At 64.3% G+C, this 20,777-nt stretch carries 20 protein-coding genes, 1 tRNA gene and 1 pseudogene; 8 read left to right on the top strand and 14 right to left on the bottom strand.

What is annotated here, in order from left to right; all coding sequences use genetic code 11:
• Positions 1-93: 93 nt before the first annotated feature.
• The 7 genes from WAQ08_RS08265 to petA form a co-directional block, all read right to left on the bottom strand.
• A complete protein-coding gene (locus tag WAQ08_RS08265) occupies positions 94-1,005 on the bottom strand; it encodes a HipA domain-containing protein (RefSeq protein WP_422190821.1) in 912 nt (303 codons plus the stop codon).
• A gap of 139 nt (positions 1,006-1,144) precedes the next feature.
• Positions 1,145-1,220, bottom strand: a tRNA-Thr gene (locus tag WAQ08_RS08270).
• A 60-nt stretch (positions 1,221-1,280) separates the two neighbouring features.
• The gene (locus tag WAQ08_RS08275) at positions 1,281-1,820 is read right to left on the bottom strand and encodes a ClpXP protease specificity-enhancing factor (RefSeq protein ID WP_422190823.1); all 540 of its coding nucleotides are present in this window, start codon (positions 1,818-1,820) and stop codon (positions 1,281-1,283) included.
• Between the two features lie 20 nt (positions 1,821-1,840).
• Complete coding sequence (locus tag WAQ08_RS08280; protein WP_125242292.1) at positions 1,841-2,455, bottom strand: glutathione S-transferase N-terminal domain-containing protein; 615 nt, start codon at positions 2,453-2,455, stop codon at positions 1,841-1,843.
• 121 nt (positions 2,456-2,576) lie between these two features.
• A complete protein-coding gene (locus WAQ08_RS08285) occupies positions 2,577-3,347 on the bottom strand; it encodes a cytochrome c1 (protein ID WP_422190825.1) in 771 nt (256 codons plus the stop codon).
• A gap of 19 nt (positions 3,348-3,366) precedes the next feature.
• Positions 3,367-4,788 (bottom strand): cytochrome b, encoded by a 1,422-nt coding sequence (locus WAQ08_RS08290; RefSeq protein WP_422190827.1) that lies wholly within the window; start codon positions 4,786-4,788, stop codon positions 3,367-3,369.
• Between the two features lie 17 nt (positions 4,789-4,805).
• Entirely contained in the window at positions 4,806-5,405 is a 600-nt protein-coding gene (petA, locus tag WAQ08_RS08295) for a ubiquinol-cytochrome c reductase iron-sulfur subunit (protein ID WP_422190829.1), read from the bottom strand.
• 164 nt (positions 5,406-5,569) lie between these two features.
• Here petA and mscL point away from each other — a divergent pair, with 164 nt between their 5' ends.
• Both mscL and WAQ08_RS08305 read left to right on the top strand, forming a co-directional pair.
• Positions 5,570-5,992, top strand: a complete 423-nt coding sequence (gene mscL / locus WAQ08_RS08300) for a large conductance mechanosensitive channel protein MscL (protein ID WP_422190831.1) — start codon at positions 5,570-5,572, stop codon at positions 5,990-5,992.
• A gap of 84 nt (positions 5,993-6,076) precedes the next feature.
• Positions 6,077-8,620 carry a DUF1631 family protein gene (locus WAQ08_RS08305; RefSeq protein WP_422190833.1) on the top strand — a complete coding sequence of 848 codons (2,544 nt, stop codon included), beginning with the start codon at positions 6,077-6,079 and terminating at the stop codon, positions 8,618-8,620.
• Between the two features lie 32 nt (positions 8,621-8,652).
• Here the strand turns inward: WAQ08_RS08305 and pdxA are convergent, their stop codons facing one another.
• Entirely contained in the window at positions 8,653-9,699 is a 1,047-nt protein-coding gene (gene pdxA, locus WAQ08_RS08310) for a 4-hydroxythreonine-4-phosphate dehydrogenase PdxA (RefSeq protein ID WP_422190872.1), read from the bottom strand.
• Between the two features lie 142 nt (positions 9,700-9,841).
• Between pdxA and hisI the strand changes: the two genes are divergently transcribed.
• From hisI to WAQ08_RS08340, 6 genes are all read left to right on the top strand, one after another.
• Positions 9,842-10,231, top strand: a complete 390-nt coding sequence (gene hisI, locus WAQ08_RS08315; RefSeq protein WP_422190835.1) for a phosphoribosyl-AMP cyclohydrolase — start codon at positions 9,842-9,844, stop codon at positions 10,229-10,231.
• Between the two features lie 46 nt (positions 10,232-10,277).
• Positions 10,278-10,676: a phosphoribosyl-ATP diphosphatase gene (locus WAQ08_RS08320; RefSeq protein ID WP_422190837.1), complete on the top strand. Its 399-nt coding sequence runs from the start codon at positions 10,278-10,280 to the stop codon at positions 10,674-10,676.
• Between the two features lie 86 nt (positions 10,677-10,762).
• A complete protein-coding gene (gene tatA / locus WAQ08_RS08325) occupies positions 10,763-10,996 on the top strand; it encodes a Sec-independent protein translocase subunit TatA (RefSeq protein WP_422190839.1) in 234 nt (77 codons plus the stop codon).
• A 38-nt stretch (positions 10,997-11,034) separates the two neighbouring features.
• Positions 11,035-11,526, top strand: coding sequence for a Sec-independent protein translocase subunit TatA/TatB (locus WAQ08_RS08330; protein WP_422190841.1), 492 nt, complete (start codon positions 11,035-11,037; stop codon positions 11,524-11,526).
• A gap of 85 nt (positions 11,527-11,611) precedes the next feature.
• The gene (gene tatC, locus WAQ08_RS08335; protein WP_422190874.1) at positions 11,612-12,382 is read left to right on the top strand and encodes a twin-arginine translocase subunit TatC; all 771 of its coding nucleotides are present in this window, start codon (positions 11,612-11,614) and stop codon (positions 12,380-12,382) included.
• A gap of 435 nt (positions 12,383-12,817) precedes the next feature.
• Positions 12,818-14,437, top strand: a complete 1,620-nt coding sequence (locus WAQ08_RS08340; protein ID WP_422190843.1) for a hypothetical protein — start codon at positions 12,818-12,820, stop codon at positions 14,435-14,437.
• A gap of 18 nt (positions 14,438-14,455) precedes the next feature.
• Here WAQ08_RS08340 and WAQ08_RS08345 read toward each other — a convergent pair whose 3' ends face one another.
• The 6 genes and pseudogenes from WAQ08_RS08345 to WAQ08_RS08370 all read right to left on the bottom strand — a co-directional run bounded on the left by WAQ08_RS08345 (position 14,456) and on the right by WAQ08_RS08370 (position 20,687).
• On the bottom strand, positions 14,456-14,824 hold the full coding sequence (locus WAQ08_RS08345) for a hypothetical protein (RefSeq protein ID WP_422190845.1): 369 nt from the start codon (positions 14,822-14,824) through the stop codon (positions 14,456-14,458).
• A gap of 70 nt (positions 14,825-14,894) precedes the next feature.
• Positions 14,895-16,029 (bottom strand): annotated as a pseudogene (locus WAQ08_RS08350) (IS3 family transposase).
• Positions 16,030-16,094: 65 nt separating this feature from the next.
• The gene (locus WAQ08_RS08355) at positions 16,095-17,339 is read right to left on the bottom strand and encodes a saccharopine dehydrogenase family protein (protein ID WP_422190847.1); all 1,245 of its coding nucleotides are present in this window, start codon (positions 17,337-17,339) and stop codon (positions 16,095-16,097) included.
• Between the two features lie 30 nt (positions 17,340-17,369).
• Positions 17,370-18,185: a crotonase/enoyl-CoA hydratase family protein gene (locus WAQ08_RS08360; RefSeq protein WP_422190849.1), complete on the bottom strand. Its 816-nt coding sequence runs from the start codon at positions 18,183-18,185 to the stop codon at positions 17,370-17,372.
• Positions 18,186-18,205: 20 nt separating this feature from the next.
• Complete coding sequence (locus tag WAQ08_RS08365; protein ID WP_422190851.1) at positions 18,206-18,637, bottom strand: nuclear transport factor 2 family protein; 432 nt, start codon at positions 18,635-18,637, stop codon at positions 18,206-18,208.
• Between the two features lie 28 nt (positions 18,638-18,665).
• A complete protein-coding gene (locus WAQ08_RS08370; RefSeq protein WP_422190854.1) occupies positions 18,666-20,687 on the bottom strand; it encodes an FAD-dependent oxidoreductase in 2,022 nt (673 codons plus the stop codon).
• Positions 20,688-20,777: the final 90 nt, after the last annotated feature.

Below are 20,777 nucleotides of genomic sequence, written 5' to 3' on the forward strand. Positions count from 1 at the left end.
TGGCCGCCCATTGCGACGGATGCTCACCACGGTGCTCCAGCACCATACGCACGGCACGCTCACGCACCTCTGGCGAAAACTTCGGGGACTTCTTCATGGCTCCATTCTCCAGTGTTGGAGCCTCCTCGAATCCCGGGGCGCTTCATCAAGCTTCAGCAAATCTTCAAGTGCCCCTATCAGATCATCCTTCGAGAAACCTAGCATCTGGACAAGGTTTGCCCTAACCGCTGGCCACTGGTTCACAGCGCTAGCGAGCATTGCTGCGTGTCCACGAGAGCCTTCGTCCCGATGAGTCCATCGGACATGATGCTTGCCCTTTTCGATGTACCTTTTAACGTCATGGTCTCGCCAGCCTGCGATACGGTCAACAAATCGCTCATGGCCAAGGCTTGTACCGTTGTCGAAGCATGGCGAAAGTCGCGCGAATCGAGTTTTGGACGCTACATCCGTAGCAAGAATCAAACCCCAGTTGTCTTGGTGCCTATCCGTGTTTCCGATGAGCGCATCAAAAGCCAGGGCCACAGCCCACCACTTGCTCCAGTTGTCCTTGAGCAAATCCAACTTCGCCCAAGCAGAGAGCAGCTTTGTGTTGTCCGCCATGTTGTGGTCCGCTCCAACCTCTCTTTCGAAGTCAGGCCTCAGTCGCTGCAGGAAGTCTCCAGCGTGAATGAAGGACTCAACACCATCCTCATAGAACCATTCGATCAGCGCAGCACAGACGCCCGTTTCAGAGTTGAGCGCCCCAAAAGCTGGCGGCACCGTAACCCCTATCAAGCAACCAATGCGATACGCTACGACCTCGCCCCAATATTGATCCGGATAGCTCTTCTTCGAACGCTTGAAAAGATAGCGGCGACCCTTCCGAATTTCCGGCACTTGGACGTTGTCAGGCGCGAAATACGCAAGTTTTGCTCGCGCCCCCTGGGGGAAGACTCCAAATTCTGCGTCCTGGGTCCAGCCGGAAACATCGAACAGGCTTGTTTGGACGAGTGGATCTATCTTCATACCAAGAACCCGCAGAGCTAAGAGCCCACCACATTGGCCAGACGCTGCGGGCGATTGAAGTGGTATCCGAAACGGTATCCATCCAAAGAAAAAGCCCTCCCAAGTTAGCAGTCACTATCAGGGGAAGGCTTTCAAATACTGGTGCCGCCTGTCGGATTCGAACTGACGACCTACCGCTTACAAGGCGGTTGCTCTACCAACTGAGCTAAGGCGGCATGCTTTCATCAAAGAAGCAAGGGCCGCATTGTAATGCAGCCCTTGATGACTTCTGGCGCTTACTTGATGCGCCGCAGCGACGGTCTGCCGCCGCCCGGAGGCGCAGCAGGAGGCTCAGGATCATTCCCACCCGACTCATCCTGCGGCACCACCTCCAGGGCCACCGCGGCATCGGGGTCCGTGTCCGGTACGCTGGCCAGGCGGATACCCGATTTACGCTCACCAGCAGCAGGCGTTTCGGCACCGTCTTCGGCGTCCTGCGGCGTAGGCACCGGGAAGGCCATGCCCTGCCCGTTCTCACGGGCATAGATGGCGATCACGTGATCGACCGGCACCGCGATGTCACGCGCCACGCCACCGAAACGTGCCTTGAACTCGATGTACTCGTTGCCCAGCTGCAACTGGCTCGTGGCATCGAAGCTCACGTTCAGCACGATCTCGTTGTTCTTGACGTATTCGCGCGGCACCTGCACCGTCTTGTTGACGTACACCGCCAGGTAAGGCGTGAAGCCGTTGTCGGTGCACCAGTCGTGCAGGGCCCGGATCAAGTACGGGCGGGTGGAACTGCCCTGGGCGTCGGCGTCGGTCGGCGTGGTCATGAAATCCCGGTTCGTCGTCGTTACTTGCGCATCACCTTCTCGGAGGGCGTCAGCGCCTCAATGTAGGCGGGCCGCGAGAAGATGCGCTCAGCATACTTCAGCAGCGGCAGCGCATTCTTCGACAGCTCGATGCCATAGTAATCTAGGCGCCACAGCAGGGGCGCGATGGCCACGTCCAGCATGGAGAAGTCATCGCCCAGCATGTACTTGTTCTTCAGGAAGATGGGCGCCAGCTGCGTCAGGCGATCGCGGATCTGCGAGCGGGCCTTTTCCAACTGCTTGTCGTTGCCCTTGAGGCCGCCACGGCCTTCGAGCAGGTTCACGTGAGCGAACAGTTCCTTCTCGAAGTTCAGCAGGAACAGGCGCACGCGGGCACGGGCGACCGGGTCACCGGGCATCAGTTGCGGGTGGGGGAAGCGTTCGTCGATGTACTCGTTGATGATGTGCGACTCGTACAGGATCAGGTCGCGCTCGACGAGGATGGGCACCTCGTTGTAGGGGTTCATCAGGGCGATGTCTTCCGGCTTGGCGAAGACGTCGACGTCGCGGATCTCGAAATCCATGCCCTTCTCGAAGAGCACGAAGCGGCAGCGGTGCGAATAGGGGCAAGTCGTACCGGAATAAAGCACCATCATGGCGGCAGGATCCTCAATCAGAAACAGGCAAATGCCAAAAACAACGAAGCGCAGTGGCACCCCGCGAAGGGTGTTCACTGCGCCAGACACCCTTTGATCAAGGGCGCCGTCGACACTCAGTTCACTTCACGTCTTTCCAGAACGCGGCGTTCAATCGCCAGGCAACAAACAGGAAGCCGATGAGGAAGATCATCACACCCACACCGATGCGGATACGATGCTGAGCGTTCGGCTCAGCCATCCACGTCATGTAGGCCACCAGATCGGCCATCGCACTGTCGTACTCCTGGGCCGACATTTTACCCGGGGTCAACTGCTCGAATCCAGTGAAGGTGTGAACCTTCTTTTTTTCATCATGCGGATCGACCTCTTCCTTGTATACCGCAGCGCGTTCACCCTGCAACTCCCACAGCACGTGCGGCATGCCCACATTGGGGAAGACAAGGTTGTTCCAGCCCGTGGGGCGGGTGTCGTCCTTGTAGAAGGTGCGCAGGTAGGTGTAGAGCCAGTCAGGGCCGGTGCCGGCGGGGCTGGCCCGGGCGCGGGCGGCCAGGGTCAGGTCGGGCGGCACGGCGCCGAACCACTCCTTGGCGTCACGTGGCTTGATGGCCGCGGTCATGGTTTCGCCCACCTTCTCGGCGGTGAAGAGCAGGTTTTGCTTGATCTGGTCTTCCGTGAGGCCGATGTCCTGCAGGCGGTTGTAGCGAACAAAGGCGGCCGAATGGCAGTTCAGGCAGTAATTGACGAACAGCTTGGCCCCGTTCTGAAGCGCGGCCAAGTCGGTCACCCGCGCCTTGGGGAAGCGGTCGAGCGGGGCGGTGCCTTCGGCCGCCTGGGCGCCCGAGACCAGCGCCAGCGTGGTCAGCAGCGAAGCGATGATGCGTTTGATCATGTTGGTGTGCTCCTGACACTCAGTGGGGGTGGTAGGTCACGCGCTCGGGCACCGGCTTGAAGGTGCCCAGCTGGCTCCACCACGGCATCAGCAGGAAGAACCCCAGGTACAGCAGCGTGCCGATCTGCGCCATCTTTTCGTACACGGGCGACGGGGGCTCGATGCCCAGCCAGCCCAGCATCACGAAGTTCAGCACGAACACGCCGTAGACGATCTTGTGCCAGTCAGGACGGTAGCGGATCGACTTGACCGGGCTGTGGTCCAGCCAGGGCAGGAAGGCCAGGATGACGACGGCGCCACCCATCACGACCACGCCCCAGAACTTGGCCTCGAACTTGTACAGCAGGGCGATGGCGATGGCCGCCGCGATGATGCCGCCAATCTTGGCCTTGCTGCTGCCCTGGCCCTTGACCAGGTTCAGCAGCGCTGCCAAGCCAAGCAGGGCCGCGAACACGTGCACCATCCAGTCGGTGGTGGCGCGCAGCATCGAGTAGAACGGCGTGAAGTACCAGACCGGGGCGATGTGCGACGGAGTCTTCAGCGGATCGGCCGGCAGGAAGTTGTTGTACTCTAGGAAGTAGCCGCCGAACTCAGGCGCGAAAAAGATCACCGCCGTGAACACGATCAGGAAGCCGGCCACGCCCATGATGTCGTGCACCGTGTAGTAGGGGTGGAAGGGGATGCCGTCCAGCGGGATGCCGTTGGCGTTTTTCTTGGCCTTGATCTCGATACCGTCGGGGTTGTTGGAGCCCACTTCGTGCAGCGCGATCAGGTGCGCCACCACCAGGCCCAGCAGCACCAGCGGCACGGCAATCACGTGCAGCGCGAAGAAACGGTTCAGCGTCGCGTCGCCCACCACGTAGTCGCCGCGGATCAGGATGGCCAGGTCAGGGCCGACGAAGGGGATCGCCGAGAACAGGTTGATGATCACCTGGGCGCCCCAGTACGACATCTGGCCCCAGGGCAGCAGGTAGCCCATGAAGGCCTCAGCCATCAGGCACAGGAAGATCAGGCAGCCGAAGATCCAGACCAGCTCGCGCGGCGTGCGGTAGGAGCCGTAGATCAGCCCGCGGTACATGTGCAGGTACACCACCACGAAGAAGGCCGAGGCCCCTGTGGAGTGCATGTAGCGCACCAGCCAGCCCCAGGGCACATCGCGCATGATGTACTCGACGCTGGCAAACGCCACGGGGATGCCGGCGGCGTTGAGCGTGCCGTCAGGCTTGTAGTTCATGACCAGGAAGATGCCGGTCACGATCTGGATCACCAGCACCAAAAGCGCCAGCGAGCCGAAGAAATACCAGAAGTTGAAGTTCTTGGGGGCGTAGTACTGCGCGGCGTGTTCGTTCCAGAGCTTGGTGGCCGGGAACCGGTTGTCCACCCAGGTCATGAACTTCACGCCGGCCGAGGCGCCTGCGGGCGCTTGCTTGAATTCAGCCATGTCGATGTGCTCCTGCCTCAGGCCTGCTTGTCTTCACCAATGAGGATCTTGGTGTCCGAGAGGTACATGTGCGGCGGCACTTCGAGGTTGTCGGGCGCGGGCTTGTTCTTGAACACGCGGCCGGCCATGTCGAAGGTGGAGCCGTGGCAGGGGCACAGGAAGCCGCCCGGCCAGGTTTCGGGCAGCGAAGGTTGGGCGCCGGCCTGGAACTTCGCGGTCGGCGAACAGCCCAGGTGGGTACAGATGCCCACCGTCACCAGGATCTCGGGCTTGATCGAGCGGTGGCGGTTCTGGGCGTACTTGGGGGTGAGCTCATCCGGCTTGCGCTGGGAATCCGGGTCGGCCAGCTCGCCGCCGATCTTTTCCAGTTCGGCCAACTGGGCGGGCGTGCGCTTGATGATCCAGACGGGCTTGCCGCGCCATTCCACCGTGAGCATCTCGCCCTCTTTGAGGGTGCTGATGTCGGCTTCGACGGCAGCGCCGGCCGCACGGGCCTTTTCGGAGGGCTGGAAAGTCAGGGCGAAGGGCACGGCGGCGGCAACGCCACCTGCACCACCGGTGACGCAGGCGATGGTCACCCACGTCCGGCGGCTTTGATCCACTGGCTGATTGCTCATTGGTTCCTCGGGGACGATGAACGATGGAAGGGGGATGGCTGTTATTCTAGCCATGGGCCCTATGGTTTATAACCATGCCAGACGGGCACGCGCAGTCAGATCAAACCCTGTGCATTTAGATTATTTCCCAACACCAACCAGTGCTAGAAGATAGGAGCGGGCGCATGACTTTCATGACCGAATTCAAGGAATTTGCCGTCAAGGGCAATGTGGTCGACTTGGCCGTGGGCGTCATCATCGGCGGGGCCTTCGGCAAGATCGTGGATTCGGTGGTCAACGACCTGATCATGCCGCTGGTGGGCAAGGTGGTCGGTGGCCTGGATTTCTCCAATTACTACGTCGCCCTGGCCGGGCAGCCCGCAGGCCTGGCGCTGGCGGATGCCAAGAAACTCGGCGCCGTGTTCGCCTGGGGTAATTTCGTCACCGTGGCCCTGAATTTCGCGATTCTGGCGTTCATCATCTTCCTGATGATCAAGCAGATCAACCGCCTGCGCGCTCAGCCGGCACCGGCCGCGCCTGCCGCCCCGGCCCCCACGCCGGAAGACATCGTGCTGCTGCGGGAAATTCGTGACAGTTTGAAACGGTAACGCAAGTCCGGATCTATCCGGCCGATATCTGGATCGAAAGGGGTGCAAGTCTTCGCCCCGTTGTGATCTGGATGTAAACCAACCGTGACCGATCCCCGACTGGACCGTCTGCTTGAACCTGCTGTAACCCGCCTGGTGGCGGGCATGACGCAGGCCATCGACAAGACGGGCACCCAGCTGGGCATGCTGGCCCTGGCGGCCAGCAGCAATGCCGAGCGCCAGGCGTTGATGAACGCCGAATACGACCTGCAGCGCCGTTGCACGGCGGTCGGTCAGGCGTTCGCGCGTGATCTGGGCGAGCGCGTCGCCAAGGATCTGCAGCGCCAGCAGCCCGAGGGCGCGGCCTACGCCGACACCGACTGGACAGCCCTGCGCCTGGTGGAGAACGCCGAGGTCGAGGAAACCGTCACGGCCGCACGCCTGACCCGGCTGCTGGAGATCGACACCGAGGCCTCGCTGCGCGAACTTCGTGGTTATTTCGTCACGCTTCAAGAGGCCGAACCAAGCGACGAGGTGTTCCCCCTGCGGCCGGCCATCGTCGGCAAGGCGCTGCTCAAGGCCGTGACGCAGGCCAGCGAGGACACCGCCGCCCAGCAGCAACTGGCCCGCGTGCTGGCCGTGCATGCCAGCGCCGCGCTCAAGGCCTGCTATGAACAGTTGCTGGCCGAGTGCCGTCAGCATGGCGTAGCGCAAGCCCCGCTGCTGGTGCGCAAGCCCACCGGGCACACGGGCAGCCCGGGGTTGGAGCGTGATTCCACGCGCTCATCAACCAGCGGTGCGCCCCTGACATCGAGCCATGGTGGGCTGGGTGGCTCTGGTGAGGCGCCTGATTGGACCCCGCCCCCATCGATGAAGGCCCTGGGTGACCTGTTCGGTGTGGCCCTGCCCTCCCCTGAGGAATTGCAGGCCGCGGCCGCACGTGCCAAGGGCCTGGCAGGTGGTGGTGACGGCAGTGGTGGACTGGGCGGCATGCCCGGCAGCGCCGGCAGTAGCGCCTCCGCATCGGGCCCTGCGGGGGCAGGTGGCGCACGCGGGCAAGGCCTGAGCGGCACTGCATCGGGCGCCTCCGATATCGACAGCGGCATGCTCGGCCTGATGCGCCGGCTGCAGAGCCTGTCTTCCGTGGCATCCGGCTGGGCCGTGTCCGCCCCGGGCGGCCTGGGCACCCACGAAGCCCCCACCCCCTCCAACCTGATCCGCGTCCACCGCGAAGAGCTTCTGCAGGCCAGTGGCGGCACCGCCCTGGACCAGATGGTCATCGACATCGTGGCCACACTGTTCGACCAGGTGCTCTCGGACCCCAAGGTGCCGCCGCAGATGGCGCGCCAGATCGGGCGGCTGCAGTTGCCCGTGCTGCGCGTGGCCCTGCGGGACCAGAGCTTCTTCCACTCGCGCAAGCACCCGGTGCGTCGCCTGGTCAACCGCATGGCCAGCCTGGCCGTCGCCTTCGACCAGCTGGACGATGGCCCTGGCCGCGAATGCATCCAGATCGTCACCGAACTGGTGCGCGAGATCGTCGAGGGCGATTTCGACCGTCTGGACCTGTACGAATCCAAGCTGGCCGACCTGGAGACCTTCGTGGCCTCGCAGACCGCGCGCGAGGTGGAAGAGAACGCCGCCGTGGCCGCCCTGCTCAGCGGCAAGGAAGCCGATCTGCGCGTGCAGCAGCGCTACATGCAGAAGGTGCGCAGCGAGCTGGCCGACCTGGAAGCGCCCGCCTTCCTCAAGGAGTTCCTGGCGCAGATCTGGACCCAGGTGCAGGTGATGGTGGCCGCGCGCCACGGCCCCGACAGCGACAAGGCCGTGCGCATGCGCAATGCTTCGCACCAACTGGTGCTGAGCGTGCAGCCCAAGGGGCACCCTTCGCTGCGGCAGGATTTCCTGCGCCAGCTGCCCCAGTTGATGAAGGATCTGCACGAGGGCCTGGACCTGATCCAGTGGGCCGCCGAGGCCAAGGAAGGCTTCTTCGCCCAGTTGCTGCCCTTGCACGCCGAGGCGCTGAAGGCCCCGCCACCGCACGACCTGACCCTGCGACTGCTGGAGCAGCGTCTGCGCAAGGTCGAGCAAATCGCCATCCCCAGCCGCGAAGAGGCCGCCAACGACCCACTGCCCTCGCCCAGTTCCACCACGGAGCCCGGCCCCCTGGCCATGGCCGCCACGCTGTCCCCGCAAGAGGCCCAATCGGCCGGCTGGGTCAGCGAAGCCAGCCTGCTGGACGAGAACAGCGGTGATGGCTCCCTGGACATCGACCTCAGCGCCGGTGACGAGCCCGATCTGGTCAGCGTCGATGTGGACCTGCCGCTGGATTCACCCGCGCCGCCGGCCACCGGCCCCTCGCTGGTGAATTACATCCAGGCCGGCGCCGCCTACCGCATGCTGCTCAAGGGGCAGTGGAAAAAGGTGCGCCTGACCTGGGTGTCCGAAGGGCGCACCTTCTTCATGTTCACGCAGGGGCATTCGCCGTCCAAGCAGACCATTTCGCTGACGGCGCGCACCCTCACGCAGATGTGCGCCTCGGGCCGCTTCAAGGCCTTCGAACAGGCTCAGTTGCTGGAGCGCGCCACCATCCGCGCCCGCCGCCAGTTGGCCGCGCTGAGCCAGCCGCGTGGCAGCAAGGTTGCGGCCTGAGCCGCAACCCGCCCGCCGCTCATCACGCCTTGTCAGCCCGATGCCGCCAGTTGGCGAGCCACGTGCATCGCCTCCGTCAGGCTGGAGGGGTCTGCGCGCCCGGTGCCTGCCAAATCAAAGGCGGTGCCGTGATCCGGGCTGGTGCGCACGAAGGGCAGGCCCAGCGTCACATTCACCCCATGGGCCACGCCCAGGTACTTCACGGGGATCAGGCCCTGGTCGTGGTACATCGCCACCACCACGTCGAACTCGCCAGGGTGCTCGGGCGGTGCGTGGCGGGCCCGCATGAAGACGGTGTCCGGCGCCAGCGGGCCTGTCACATTCATCCCTTGGGCGCGCGCAGCGTCGAGCGCCGGGATGATCACGCGCAGTTCCTCATCACCGAACAAGCCGCCCTCGCCCGCATGCGGATTGAGCCCAGCCACGGCGATGCGAGGTCGCTCGAAGCCCATCTTCAGGAAGCTCTGATGCGTGATGCGCACGGTGGCCAGCACGTTGTCGAAGGTGACGGCATCCAGTGCCTGCCGCAACGACACATGGATGGACACCAACACGGTGCGCAACTCGTGGTTGGCCAGCATCATGCGCACGGGCACCAGCGGTTGCCCCTCGGGCGTGGCCAGCGCCTGCAGCAACTCGGTATGGCCTGGGAAGGCCTCTCCTGCCAGAGACAAGGATTCCTTGTGCAGTGGCGCCGTGACCAGCGCCCGCGCCCTGCCCCGCTGTACCAGCGCCGCCCCTTCGCGCGCGCACAGGGCTGCTGCTGCACCCGCCTGCGCATCGATCTGCCCCCAGGGCAAGGCCTCCAGCCCCTCGGGCAGGCCATCTGGTTCCCACACTGGCACCACGATCGGAGCCGCTGCAGAAGCGCCAGGGCCAGGCGTGCCCTGTGCTGCCGGACGCGTTTCAGTGCGAACAGACCACACCAGCAGCTTGGCAGCCTGGGGATGACGCCCCGCCAAGGCCACCACGGCGCGGCGCATCACCGCCGCTGAACCAACCACGACAGTGCCGGGAGCCTGCGGCGCCAGCCACTGCAAGGCCACGATCTCCGGCCCGATGCCGCAGGGATCTCCCATCGACAGCACCAGGGGCGCGAGGCCACCCGTTACCCCGGCCAGGGCAGAGAAATCGTCGATGTCGGAAGGCTGATGTCGCATACCCCGATTTTGACGGTTCACGGACATTGCCGCGCAAGCCCCGGCGGTACACTGACCGGCTATGAACTGGTTAGACGACATTCGCTGGGACGACCAAGGTCTGGTCCCTGTCATCGCCCAGGAAGTGGGCACGGGCGACGTGCTCATGTTCGCCTGGATGAACCGCGAAGCCCTGGCGCGCACCGCCGAACTGGGCGAGGCCGTGTACTGGAGCCGCTCGCGCCAGCGCCTGTGGCACAAGGGCGAAGAATCCGGACACACCCAAAAGGTGCATGACATCCGCCTCGACTGCGACAACGACGTGGTGCTGATCAAGGTTGAACAACTGGGCCATGAACCGGGCATTGCCTGCCACACTGGCCGTCACAGTTGTTTCTTCCAACGGCACGACAATGGCCGCTGGGCCGCTGTGGACCCGGTCTTGAAAGACCCGCAGAACATCTACAAATAGGGCTCCGGGGTGCCTTGTGCGCCCGGGCAGTCTCTGCATTTTCATCATGAGCAATTCAGCTTCCCCCGCCACGCCCCCTGCCGACACGCTGGATGTGCTGCTGCGCGTGGCCCAGGTGATCGAGTCCCGCAAGGGCGGCGACCCAGACAAGAGCTACGTGGCCCGCCTGTTCCACAAGGGCACGGACACCATGCTCAAGAAGGTAGGCGAAGAGGCCACCGAAATGGTGCTGGCCGCCAAGGATCTGGCCCACGCACCCTCGGACGAAGCCGCCCGCAAGGCCCTGGTGGGCGAATTGGCGGATCTGTGGTTTCATTCGATGGTGGCCATGGCCCACCTGGGCTTGAGCCCTCAGGATGTGGTGGCCGAGTTGGCCCGCCGCGAAGGCCTGTCCGGCCTGGAAGAGTTCGCACGCCGCACCCAACCAGCCGGTACGCAGGGCTGACAGCCCCTGATGCACCAAGTTGGCACGTATTTCGCAACAGACTGTTTTTGTGGTGGTAAGGTCATAAGACCGTTGAGGAGCAGACGATGGGATCGTTGAGCATTTGGCACTGGCTGATCGTGCTGGTGATCGTGGTGATGGTGTTCGGCACCAAGAAGCTGAAGAACATGGGCTCGGACCTGGGCTCCGCCGTGAAGGGTTTCAAGGACGGCATGAAGGACGGCGGCACTGCTGCGGCAGATGCACCTGCACAACAGGTGAGCAACACCGCCAAGACCGACGCCAACACGGTGGACGTCGAAGCCAAGACCAAGTCCTGACACCCTTTTAAGCGGGCCTGAGCAGGCCCGGACGCCACGTGATCGACTTTGGCATAGACAAACTCGCCCTGATCGGTGCGGTTGCGCTGATCGTGATCGGCCCTGAGCGGCTGCCCAAGGTAGCCCGCACCGTCGGGGTGCTGCTGGGCAAGGCCCAGCGCTATGTCTCGCAGGTGCAGGCCGAAGTGAACCGGTCCATCGAGCTCGAAGAGCTCAAGAAGATGAAGACCGGGCTGGAAACGGCCGCCTCGGACGTGGAAACCGCCGTCTACCAGAACCTCGATGAGGTCAAGCAGGCCGGCGATGGTTTCCATGACGGCGATCATTCGCTGGCTGATGGCAGCACCAGTTCGCACCACACCCCGTACACGCCCTATGGTGGCGGCTACACCCCGCCACGCAAGAATTGGCGCCTGAAGAAGGCGACCATGCCCATGTGGTACAAGCAGCAGAACGGGGTGCGCCGGCACGTGCAGTCTGGCGCGGCGCGCGTGGCGCGTTTCAGGCCACCGGGCGCTGGTCCGCGATGATGTTCCGCTCCGCTGGTGTCGCACTGATGCCCTTCCCTCTCTGCCCCACTGAGGCCCCGTGAGCCAAGACCCGCAAAACAACGAGATGGAGGGCACCGAGCAGCCCTTCGTCAGCCACCTGATCGAACTGCGTGACCGGCTCATCCGGGCGGTGATCGCGATCGGCGTGTGCTTCATCGCCCTGGCGCTGTACCCCGGCCCTTCGGGTCTCTACGACATCCTGGCGCAGCCGCTGGTGGCCAACCTGCCCAAGGGCTCGACGCTGATCGCCACCAGCGTGATCTCGCCCTTCATGGTGCCGATCAAGATCACGATGCTGGCCGCCTTCATGCTGGCCCTGCCCGTGGTGCTCTACCAGATCTGGGCCTTCGTGGCGCCTGGCCTGTACGCCAACGAGAAGCAACTGGTGATGCCCTTGATCATCTCCAGCACGCTGCTGTTCTTCACCGGCGTGGCCTTCTGCTACTTCTTTGTTTTCGGCAAGGTCTTCCACTTCATCCAGCAGTTCGCGCCCAAGAGCATCACGGCGGCGCCTGACATTGAGGCTTATCTGAGCTTCGTGCTGAACATGTTCCTGGCCTTCGGGGCGGCGTTCGAGGTGCCGGTGGTCGTGGTGATCCTGGCACGCATGGGCATTGTGTCGGTGGCCAAGCTCAAGGAGTTCCGGGGCTACTTCATCGTGGTGGCCTTCGTGATCGCCGCGGTGGTGACGCCGCCAGATGTGGTGTCGCAGCTGGCGTTGGCCATTCCGATGTGCATCCTGTACGAGGTTGGGATCTGGGCGGCGCAGTTGGCTGAGCGGGGCAAGAAGAAGTCGGACGAGGCGCAGGATGCTTCTTCGGCTTCCGGCTCCTGATCCACTTGTTTTCGCGCCCTTGTGTCCTTTGCCTGCGTGGGCTTGGGCGCTTCGGCGCGACAGTGCGGGGCGGGGGCTGAGCCAGCCTGCGTCCGGGCTTCATTCGGGTGGTTTCGCCTGCGGCGAAATGGAGTCCACTCTCTTGTTCACGGCATCGTTCCTTCCTTGGCCGTGACTCTCGACAGCGCCGGTTCAGGATTGAGTCAAACCCCAGGGCTCGAACGTGATCGATGTCTGTCGAATGTTCACCGGATGAACAACCATGTGGAACGGCACAATAGGGTTGCGAGAGAACCGGCATGAGCACGGCCAGGCGGTTCCGCCCACAGCGGCCCAGGCGCGTTTGAAACAAGGCTGTCCGCTTTGCAGGGAATTATGCACACTTGTACATTAATTGCCTAGAATACGCCCTTCGCACCCTTTTCCGGAGCCGCCTTGACCCAACCGACCGCCACCACACCCTTGCAGGGCCTCGTGTTCCCTGCCACCAAGGGCGCAGCGCAACGACGCTCCACGCCCACGGTCAAGCAGGTGCTGGCCGCGGCCCTGGCCCCGTTGGACGCCGATGCAGCCTCACAGGTGCAAGGTGAGAAGCAGTGGCGCACCCACTACCCGCGCCATTTCAAACGCTGGGTGGAAGGCGCCCTGCGCCAGCCCGGCACCGCCGTGGCCAGTGCCCAAGCCGGGCTGGATGCCGCCATGAAGGCGCTGTGCTGGTCAGCCGACGGGCAGGACATGCCCCTGCGCGAAGCACTCGATCAGTTCAAGGCGGGAAGCGCCCCCCTCAGCCGCCCGCTGCAGACGCACACGCTGGCCGGCAACCGAAGCACCCTCGACACCGGCCACCCGCTGGCGATCCCCTACAAGGGCAGGCTGCTCACAGGCAGCGCCCTGGCTGAACAGGCCCGGGCCTGGGCCGTGCGCGGCATCATCGAATCCAGCGCGGCCCAAGCGCTGATCGACTGTGTCGATAACCCGCAGTGGTTCGACCTGTCCGACCGCACGCTGGTGCTGCTGGGCGCCGGCAGCGAGGCGGGCCCACTGAAGATGCTGAGCCGCTGGCGCGCGAACATCGTGGCCATCGACCTGCCCCGCCCCGATGTGTGGGCACGCATCGCGTCGATCGCCGAACGTGGCAATGCCGTGATCCATGTGCCGGTGACGCAGGCCGAGGCACACACCCCCTGGACAGAGCGGGCCGGTGCCGATCTGCTCACCCACTTGCCCGACATCGCTCACTGGCTGCGCAGTTTCAAGGGCCCACTGGACGTGGCCGCCCATTGCTACGCCGATGGCGAACGGCACCTGCGCCTGGCCGCCGCGATGGATGCGCTGCAGGCCCTGGCCTGCCACGAGCACCCGCAGAGCACCCTCGCCTTCCTGGCCACGCCCACAGATGTCTACGCAGTGCCCCAGCACACCGCCGCGACCTCGATGGCCCGCTTCCGTGATCGGCCGCTGCTGTCCAAGCTGCTGCAGCAGGGCCTGTCGATGGTGACGGGTGCACGCTTCTTCAAGCCCAACGTCGAAGCGATGGTGCCCAAAGGGGCAAACGCCAAGTCGGCCGTGGTCGACAGCCTGGTGATTCAGCAGGGGCCCAATTACGCGCTGGCCAAGCGGCTGCAGCAATGGCGTGCACTGGTGGCGCGGGCTGCTGGGCATCCGGTGTCCATCAATGTGGCGCCGCCCACCGAGACCTCATCCGTGCTGAGCAACCGCGCCATCGCCGCCGGCTACCAGGCCGCCGATGTGTTCGGCGTGGAGGTGTTCCAGCCTGAGACCACCACGGCGCTGATGGCCGCGCTGTGGGTGCACGATCTGCGTCGGGGTGCCGAACAGACCACGCCAGACGCCGTGGCACCAGCGCATCCGCTGGACCTGATCTCACAAGGCGCCTGCCACGGCGGCTTCTGGACCGTGAGCTACTGCCCCCGCACCGCCCTGCCCTTTGTGGCCGTGCTGGGTTTGCTGCGGGCGTCCTGGGCCGCCATCAAGCGCTCGATCAAGCCCACGCGCAACGCAAGACAGCAACCCAAGCTGCTGCGGGCTGAGTAAGCCCTTTCGGGCCAGGCCTCAATGCGGCAAGGCCAAGGACGTCCAGAGCCTTGGCCATTGCTGAGCCCAGCAACAGGCGTGGCCAAAGCCGAGCTCCACGATCACAGTGGCTTGCGCGCCCGAGCCCTGTCGGGCCACGAAGGCGCGGACCAGGTCAGCCGGCACCACCCGGTCCTGCTCTCCCACGAGATGCCACTGGCGCAACCTGGCAAGGCGGCCTGCCTGGTCGATGGGGTTCAGCGAGCTGTCCAACGGACGGATGCCATGCAGGCTCGTCCAGGCCTGGTGATCCAGGTTGCCCGCCACGGTGACCAGCGCCACGACATCCGCACGCCTGGCGGCCAGCAGCGCAGCCACCGCACCGCCGCCCGAATAGCCCACCAGCACGAGCCGGCTGGCGCCGTGACGCCGCTTGATGACCTGCCTTCTCCAGCCATACCAATCAGTTGGAGAGAGGTCAAAGGGTTTGCAGGTTAACTGATCCTGCGTCGGTGGTTGGTAGTTTGGGGTTGCGGTGGTTGGCTGCGAACTCAGCCGGAGGAATCCGGCCAATCGTTCCATGTGGCCGAACCTCGTTGTAGTCCTGGCGCCAAATGGCGATGACCTCACGGGCCTGAGCCAGGGATTCGAACCAGTTCTCGTTGAGGCATTCATCCCTGAACTTGCCGTTGAAGCTCTCGATGTAGGCGTTCTGGGTTGGCTTGCCCGGCTGAATCAGGATGTGCTGGATACCTCGCGCCTGCATCCAGGCCATGAAGGCCCGGCAAGTGAACTCGGCTCCGTTGTCCGTCCTGATGGCCTCTGGGTAGCCTCTGAATCGTGCAGCTCGATCAAGGATTCGAGTGACGTTGCACCTGACATGGACCAATCAACCGCGATATCGACGCACTCATGGCTGAAGTCATCGGCAATGGTCAGGCACTTGATGCGCCTGCCGCTACTCAAAGAGTCGCTGACGAAGTCCAGGCTCCATGTTTGATTGACGCTCACAGCAGCCACCAACGGCGTGCGCTCCCCACGGTACTTCTTGCCCTTGTTGCGCTTGCGAACTGCCAAGCCCTGCGCGCGGTATAGCCGAAACACCTTCTTGTGGTTGATGCCCGGAAACTCGCTGCGCAGCATGTCGTGCACGCGGCGATACCCAAAGCGCCGTCGCTCCATGGCCACGGCATGAATGCGTTCACCCAGGCGCACGGTGTGCGCATCGGGTTGCGGTGGATGACGTCAGGCATCGCGGGACAGCCCCAAAAGACGGCAGGCCCTGCGCTCCGATATCTGGGCATGTTCCAGCATCTTGGCAATGGCCTTGCGCTTGTCCTGCCGGGCTAGCGCTTTACCCCGAAGCCGACCTTGAGCGCCTCCAGGTCCAGATGAGCTTCTGCCAGCAACTTCTTGAGCCTGGCGTTCTCGACCTCCAGATCCTTCAAGCGGCGAGCCTCATCAGCCTCCATCCCGCCGTACTTCGATCGCCACTTGTAGAACGTGGGCTCACTGAACCCGCCTTGGCGGCAGACATCCTTGACCGGCAGGCCCGACTCGGCCTGCTTCAAGACACCGATGATCTGCTGCTCCGTGAATCGACTCTTCCTCATGTCCGTCATTCTCCAGGTTGACGGACCTCACTTCCATTCAGTTGGTACGGCTGTGAGGGGGCAGGTCAGACCTCGAAGCCCAGGCCAGCGTGTCTGGTCAGGCGCGCGATGTAGCGTTCGTCGAACATCGTGGCCGGGGTCCAGAAGCCACCACCACGGCCCACCTTGACACCGCCTTGAACATGGTCCAGCGCCAGGCTCAAGGCGGCCTGCCCCAGCATCTTGCTGGTGGAGCCGTAGCCGGGATCACGGTCGCCGGTGACCTTCACACGCAAGGTCTGCCCCAGCGCCGAGCGGCCGAAGAAGCGGAGGTCGTAGCGGCCGTTCAACTGCTGCTGCGGGCTCGGGCCTTCGCCGGGCTTGGGCAGCACGAAGCGCTCCAGCACGGCGCGCGTGGGCTTGAAGGCCACGCCCAGCATGAAGCCGCCCAGGCCACCCACCACGCCCAGCGCACCCAGACGCCCCTTGGCGCCTGCGCCCGTGAGCATGCCTTCGCTGTAGGTGAAGTCAGCGCCATAGGCCAGGCCAGAGAGTGCATTGGAGCGGAACACCACCCGCTCGTTGATCGCGGCCATCACGAAGGGCGCGACCCAGCCCTTGAAATCCTCATCGAACACCGCGCCCGTGACGGGCCGCTGGCGCGCAGTCTGCCCATGACCGGGCGGGCACAGGGAGTAAGGGTTGCGCAACTCCTTGCGCAGGGCCGGATCCTTCGTGGCCTCGCTGACGACGTTGACCATGCTGGCCACCGTGCCACCCGATGCGCCGCCCTTCATACTGCGCACGCGCATCTTGACCTCGGTGGCCGGAGCCTGGAACTGCTGGCGGAACTGCTGCTGCAGGAAGTACACCCCCATGTCCGAGGGCACGGAATCGAAGCCGCAGCAATGCACGATGCGCGCGCCTGATTGCCTGGCCGCGCCCTCGTATTTGGCGATCATCTTGCTGATCCACTGGGCCTCGCCCGTCAGATCGCAGTAATCGGTGCCGGTTTCGGCGCAGACCTTGACCAGCGGCTCGCCATACAGCGCATAAGGCCCTACCGTCGAGACCACCACGCGCGTCTGCGCACACATGTCGCGCAGTTGCGCCTCATTGGCCGCATCGGCCACGATCACTGGCAGCGACTGGCCCTGCGGCCCCAGGGAGCGCTTAAGCTCATCGAGCTTGGCGGCAGAGCGCCCCGCGATGGCCCAGCGCACCGGTTCAGGCTGCTGCGCAAGGTAGTCGACCAGGTACTTTGCCAGGATCTGGCCCACGAAGCTGGTGGCGCCGAAAACGACGATGTCATAGCTGGGAGCAGTGCTCATGGGGCCTCCGGTGCGCCGCGTGCTGCGGCCTCAGTCCTTGAAGGTGGGCGTCTGCTTGGACATGCTGGCCATCATGGCCGCCGTCAGATCCTGCGACATCAGCATCGCCGCGTTCCAGGTGGCAATGTAGTTCAATCCTTCGGGCACGGAGTGATCGCGGCTGTAGTTCAGCATTTCCTTGATGCCACGCACGCTCAGCGGTGACTTGGCGGCCACCAACTCGGCCATCTCGTGCACGCCCTTGTACAGCGCTTCCTGCGATTCGAACACCTTGTTGACCAGGCCGATGGCCTGCGCTTCCTGGGCATCGACCTTGCGGCCGGTGAAGGCCAGCTCGCGCACCAGGCCCTGATTGCCCACCAGCTTGGGCAGGCGCTGCAGGGTGCCCACATCGGCCACCATGCCGATGTCGATCTCCTTGACGGTGAAGTAGGCATCCGCACTGGCGTAGCGCATGTCGGTGCAGGTGATCAGGTCGATGCCGCCGCCCACACAGCCGCCGTGGATGGCCGCCAGTACGGGCTTGCGGCAGCGCTCGATGCTGGTGAGCGTGTCCTGCAGCTCCAGGATCAGCTGGCGCAGCTTCTCGCGGCGGCGGCCGTCGCAATCGTCCTTGATGCGGTCCTGCAGGCCGATCATCATGTTCAGGTCGATGCCCGAGGTGAAGTGCTTGCCCTCGCCGCGCAGCACCACGGCACGCACCTCGGGCGTGGCATCGGCCCACTGCATGCTGGCCCGGATGTCCTGCCACATCTGCCAGTTCATGGCGTTGGCCTTCTCGGGCCGGTTGAGCGTGAGCGTGGCCACGTGGCCGTCGATCTGCGTGCGGATGGTCTCGAATTGCATGGGGGTGTCTCGCTGAAAGGTTATGCCTTGTAGGCGGGCAGGAACGCGGCCAGCCGTGCGCCCATCTCGGCGCCCAGGGCCTGCAGTCCGCTCATCGGACGGATCATCACCTCGAAGTCCACGATCTTGCCATCCTCATCGAAGCGGATCATGTCGATGCCCTTGAGCTGCTTGTCGCCCACGCTCGCGCTGAACTCCAGCACCACGTTCAGGCCATCGTCCGACACCAGGGTGCGGTGGTAGGTGAAATCCTTGAACACCTGCACCACCGTGGTCAGGATGAGGTTGACGGCAGCCGCACTCGCATAGGGCTTGAACGCCATCGGCGAGCGGAACACGGCGTCGTCATGCAGGATCGAGGGCAAACTGCCCAAGTCCTGGCCGGCCACCATGTCGTGCCACAGCGCCAGCGAGGCTGCCGCCTGGGGCTTCAAGGTCGGGGAAATCGTCATGATCGGTCTCCGATGAAATGTTGGCAAGTCACAGCGCCGCGGCCACTTCCGTGCCCTGCTTGATGGCACGCTTGGCGTCCAGCTCGGCGGCCACGTCGGCACCACCGATCAGCGTCACCTTTTGGCCGGCGGTTTCCAGCGCGGCCTGCAGCGCACGGAAGGGCTCCTGGCCAGCGCAGAGCACCACGTTGTCTACGGGCAGCACCATGTCCTTGCCACCCACGTTGATGTGCAGGCCAGCGTCGTCCACCTTGGTGTACGAGGCACCCGCGATCATCTCCACATTGCGGTTTTTCAGCGAGGTGCGGTGGATCCAGCCCGTGGTCTTGCCCAGGCCATCGCCCACCTTGCTGGTCTTGCGTTGCAGCAGGAAGATCTGGCGCGGCGGCTTGGGCAGGTGCGGCGGCTTGATGCCGCCACGGTCGGCGTAGGTGGCATCGATGCCCCACTCCTCATTGAACTTGTCGAGGTTCAACGAGGGGCTTTCACCTTCGTGCGTGAGGTACTCGGCCACGTCGAAGCCGATGCCGCCAGCGCCGATCACGGCCACGGCCTTGCCCACGGGCTTCTTGTCACGCAGCACATCCAGGTAGCTCAGCACCTTGGGATGGTCGATGCCGTCGATGGGCGGCGTGCGCGGCGTGACACCGGTGGCCAGGATGACCTCGTCGAAGCCTTCCTTGATCAGGTCGTCGGCCGTGACACGGGTGTTGAAGCGGGTCTTGACGCCGGCATCCTTCAACTCGTTGCGGAAGTAGCGCAGCGTCTCGTAGAACTCTTCCTTGCCCGGGATCTGCTTGGCGATGTTGAACTGACCGCCCACGTCGGCATCGGCCTCGAACAGGGTCACGTCATGGCCACGGCGCGTGGCGGTGGTCGATGCGGCGAGGCCAGCGGGGCCGGCGCCCACCACGGCCACGCGCTTCTTCGTGCTCACGGGCTCGATCTTCAAGATCGTCTCGTGGCAGGCACGCGGGTTGACCAGGCAGGAGGTGATCTTGCCGCTGAAGGTGTGGTCCAGGCAGGCCTGGTTGCAGCCGATGCAGGTGTTGATGCGGTCGGCCTGGCCGGCGGCGGCCTTGTTGACGAAGTCAGCGTCGGCCAGGAAGGGGCGCGCCATCGAGACCATGTCGGCATCGCCACGGGCCAGCACGTCTTCAGCCACTTCGGGCGTATTGATGCGGTTGGTGGTGATCAGCGGGATGCCGACCTTGCCCTTCATCTTGCGCGTGACCCAGGTATAGGCCGCGCGCGGCACGCTGGTGGCGATCGTCGGGATGCGCGCCTCGTGCCAGCCGATGCCGGTGTTGATGATGGTGGCACCAGCAGCCTCGATAGCCTGGGCCAGTTGCACCACCTCGTCGAAGGACGAGCCGCCATCGACCAGGTCCAGCATGGACAGGCGGTAGATGATGATGAAATCGGTGCCCACGCGCTCGCGGGCGCGCTTGACGATCTCCACCGGGAAGCGCATGCGCCTCTCGTAGGAGCCGCCCCATTCATCCGTGCGGTGGTTGGTGCGCGCTGCGGTGAACTCGTTGATCAGGTAGCCCTCGGAGCCCATGATCTCGACGCCGTCGTAACCGGCCTTCTGGGCCATCGCGGCGCAGTGGGCGTAATCCTCCACCGTCTGCCACACCTCGGCGGTGCTCAGCTCGCGCGGCGTGGCCGGCGAGATCGGCGCCTTGACGGGGCTGGGCGCCACCAGGCCCGGGTGGTAGGCGTAACGCCCGAAGTGCAGGATCTGCATGGCGATCTTGCCGCCGGCTTCGTGCACGGCATCGGTCACGACCTTATGCTTGGCCGCTTCCTCTTCCGTGGCCAGGCGGGCGCCGCCCGGGTAGGGGCGGCCGTCATCATTGGGCGCGATGCCGCCCGTCACCATCAGGCCCACACCGCCACGAGCGCGTTCGGCATAGAAGGCCGCCATGCGCTCGAAGCCGTCCTTCGCCTCTTCCAGGCCCACGTGCATCGAGCCCATCAGGACACGGTTGCGCAATGTGGTGAAACCCAGGTTCAGGGGTTCGAGCAGGTGGGGATAGGCGCTCATGGAAAGCCTCGGGCAAGGACGATGGAGGGGCTGTGGGGACAGGCGAATGACTGGCGACTATGCAACCAGGTGCATTGACCCGCATCCTAG

This window comes from Aquabacterium sp., from assembly GCF_049274795.1.
Lineage (GTDB): Bacteria > Pseudomonadota > Gammaproteobacteria > Burkholderiales > Burkholderiaceae_C > Aquabacterium.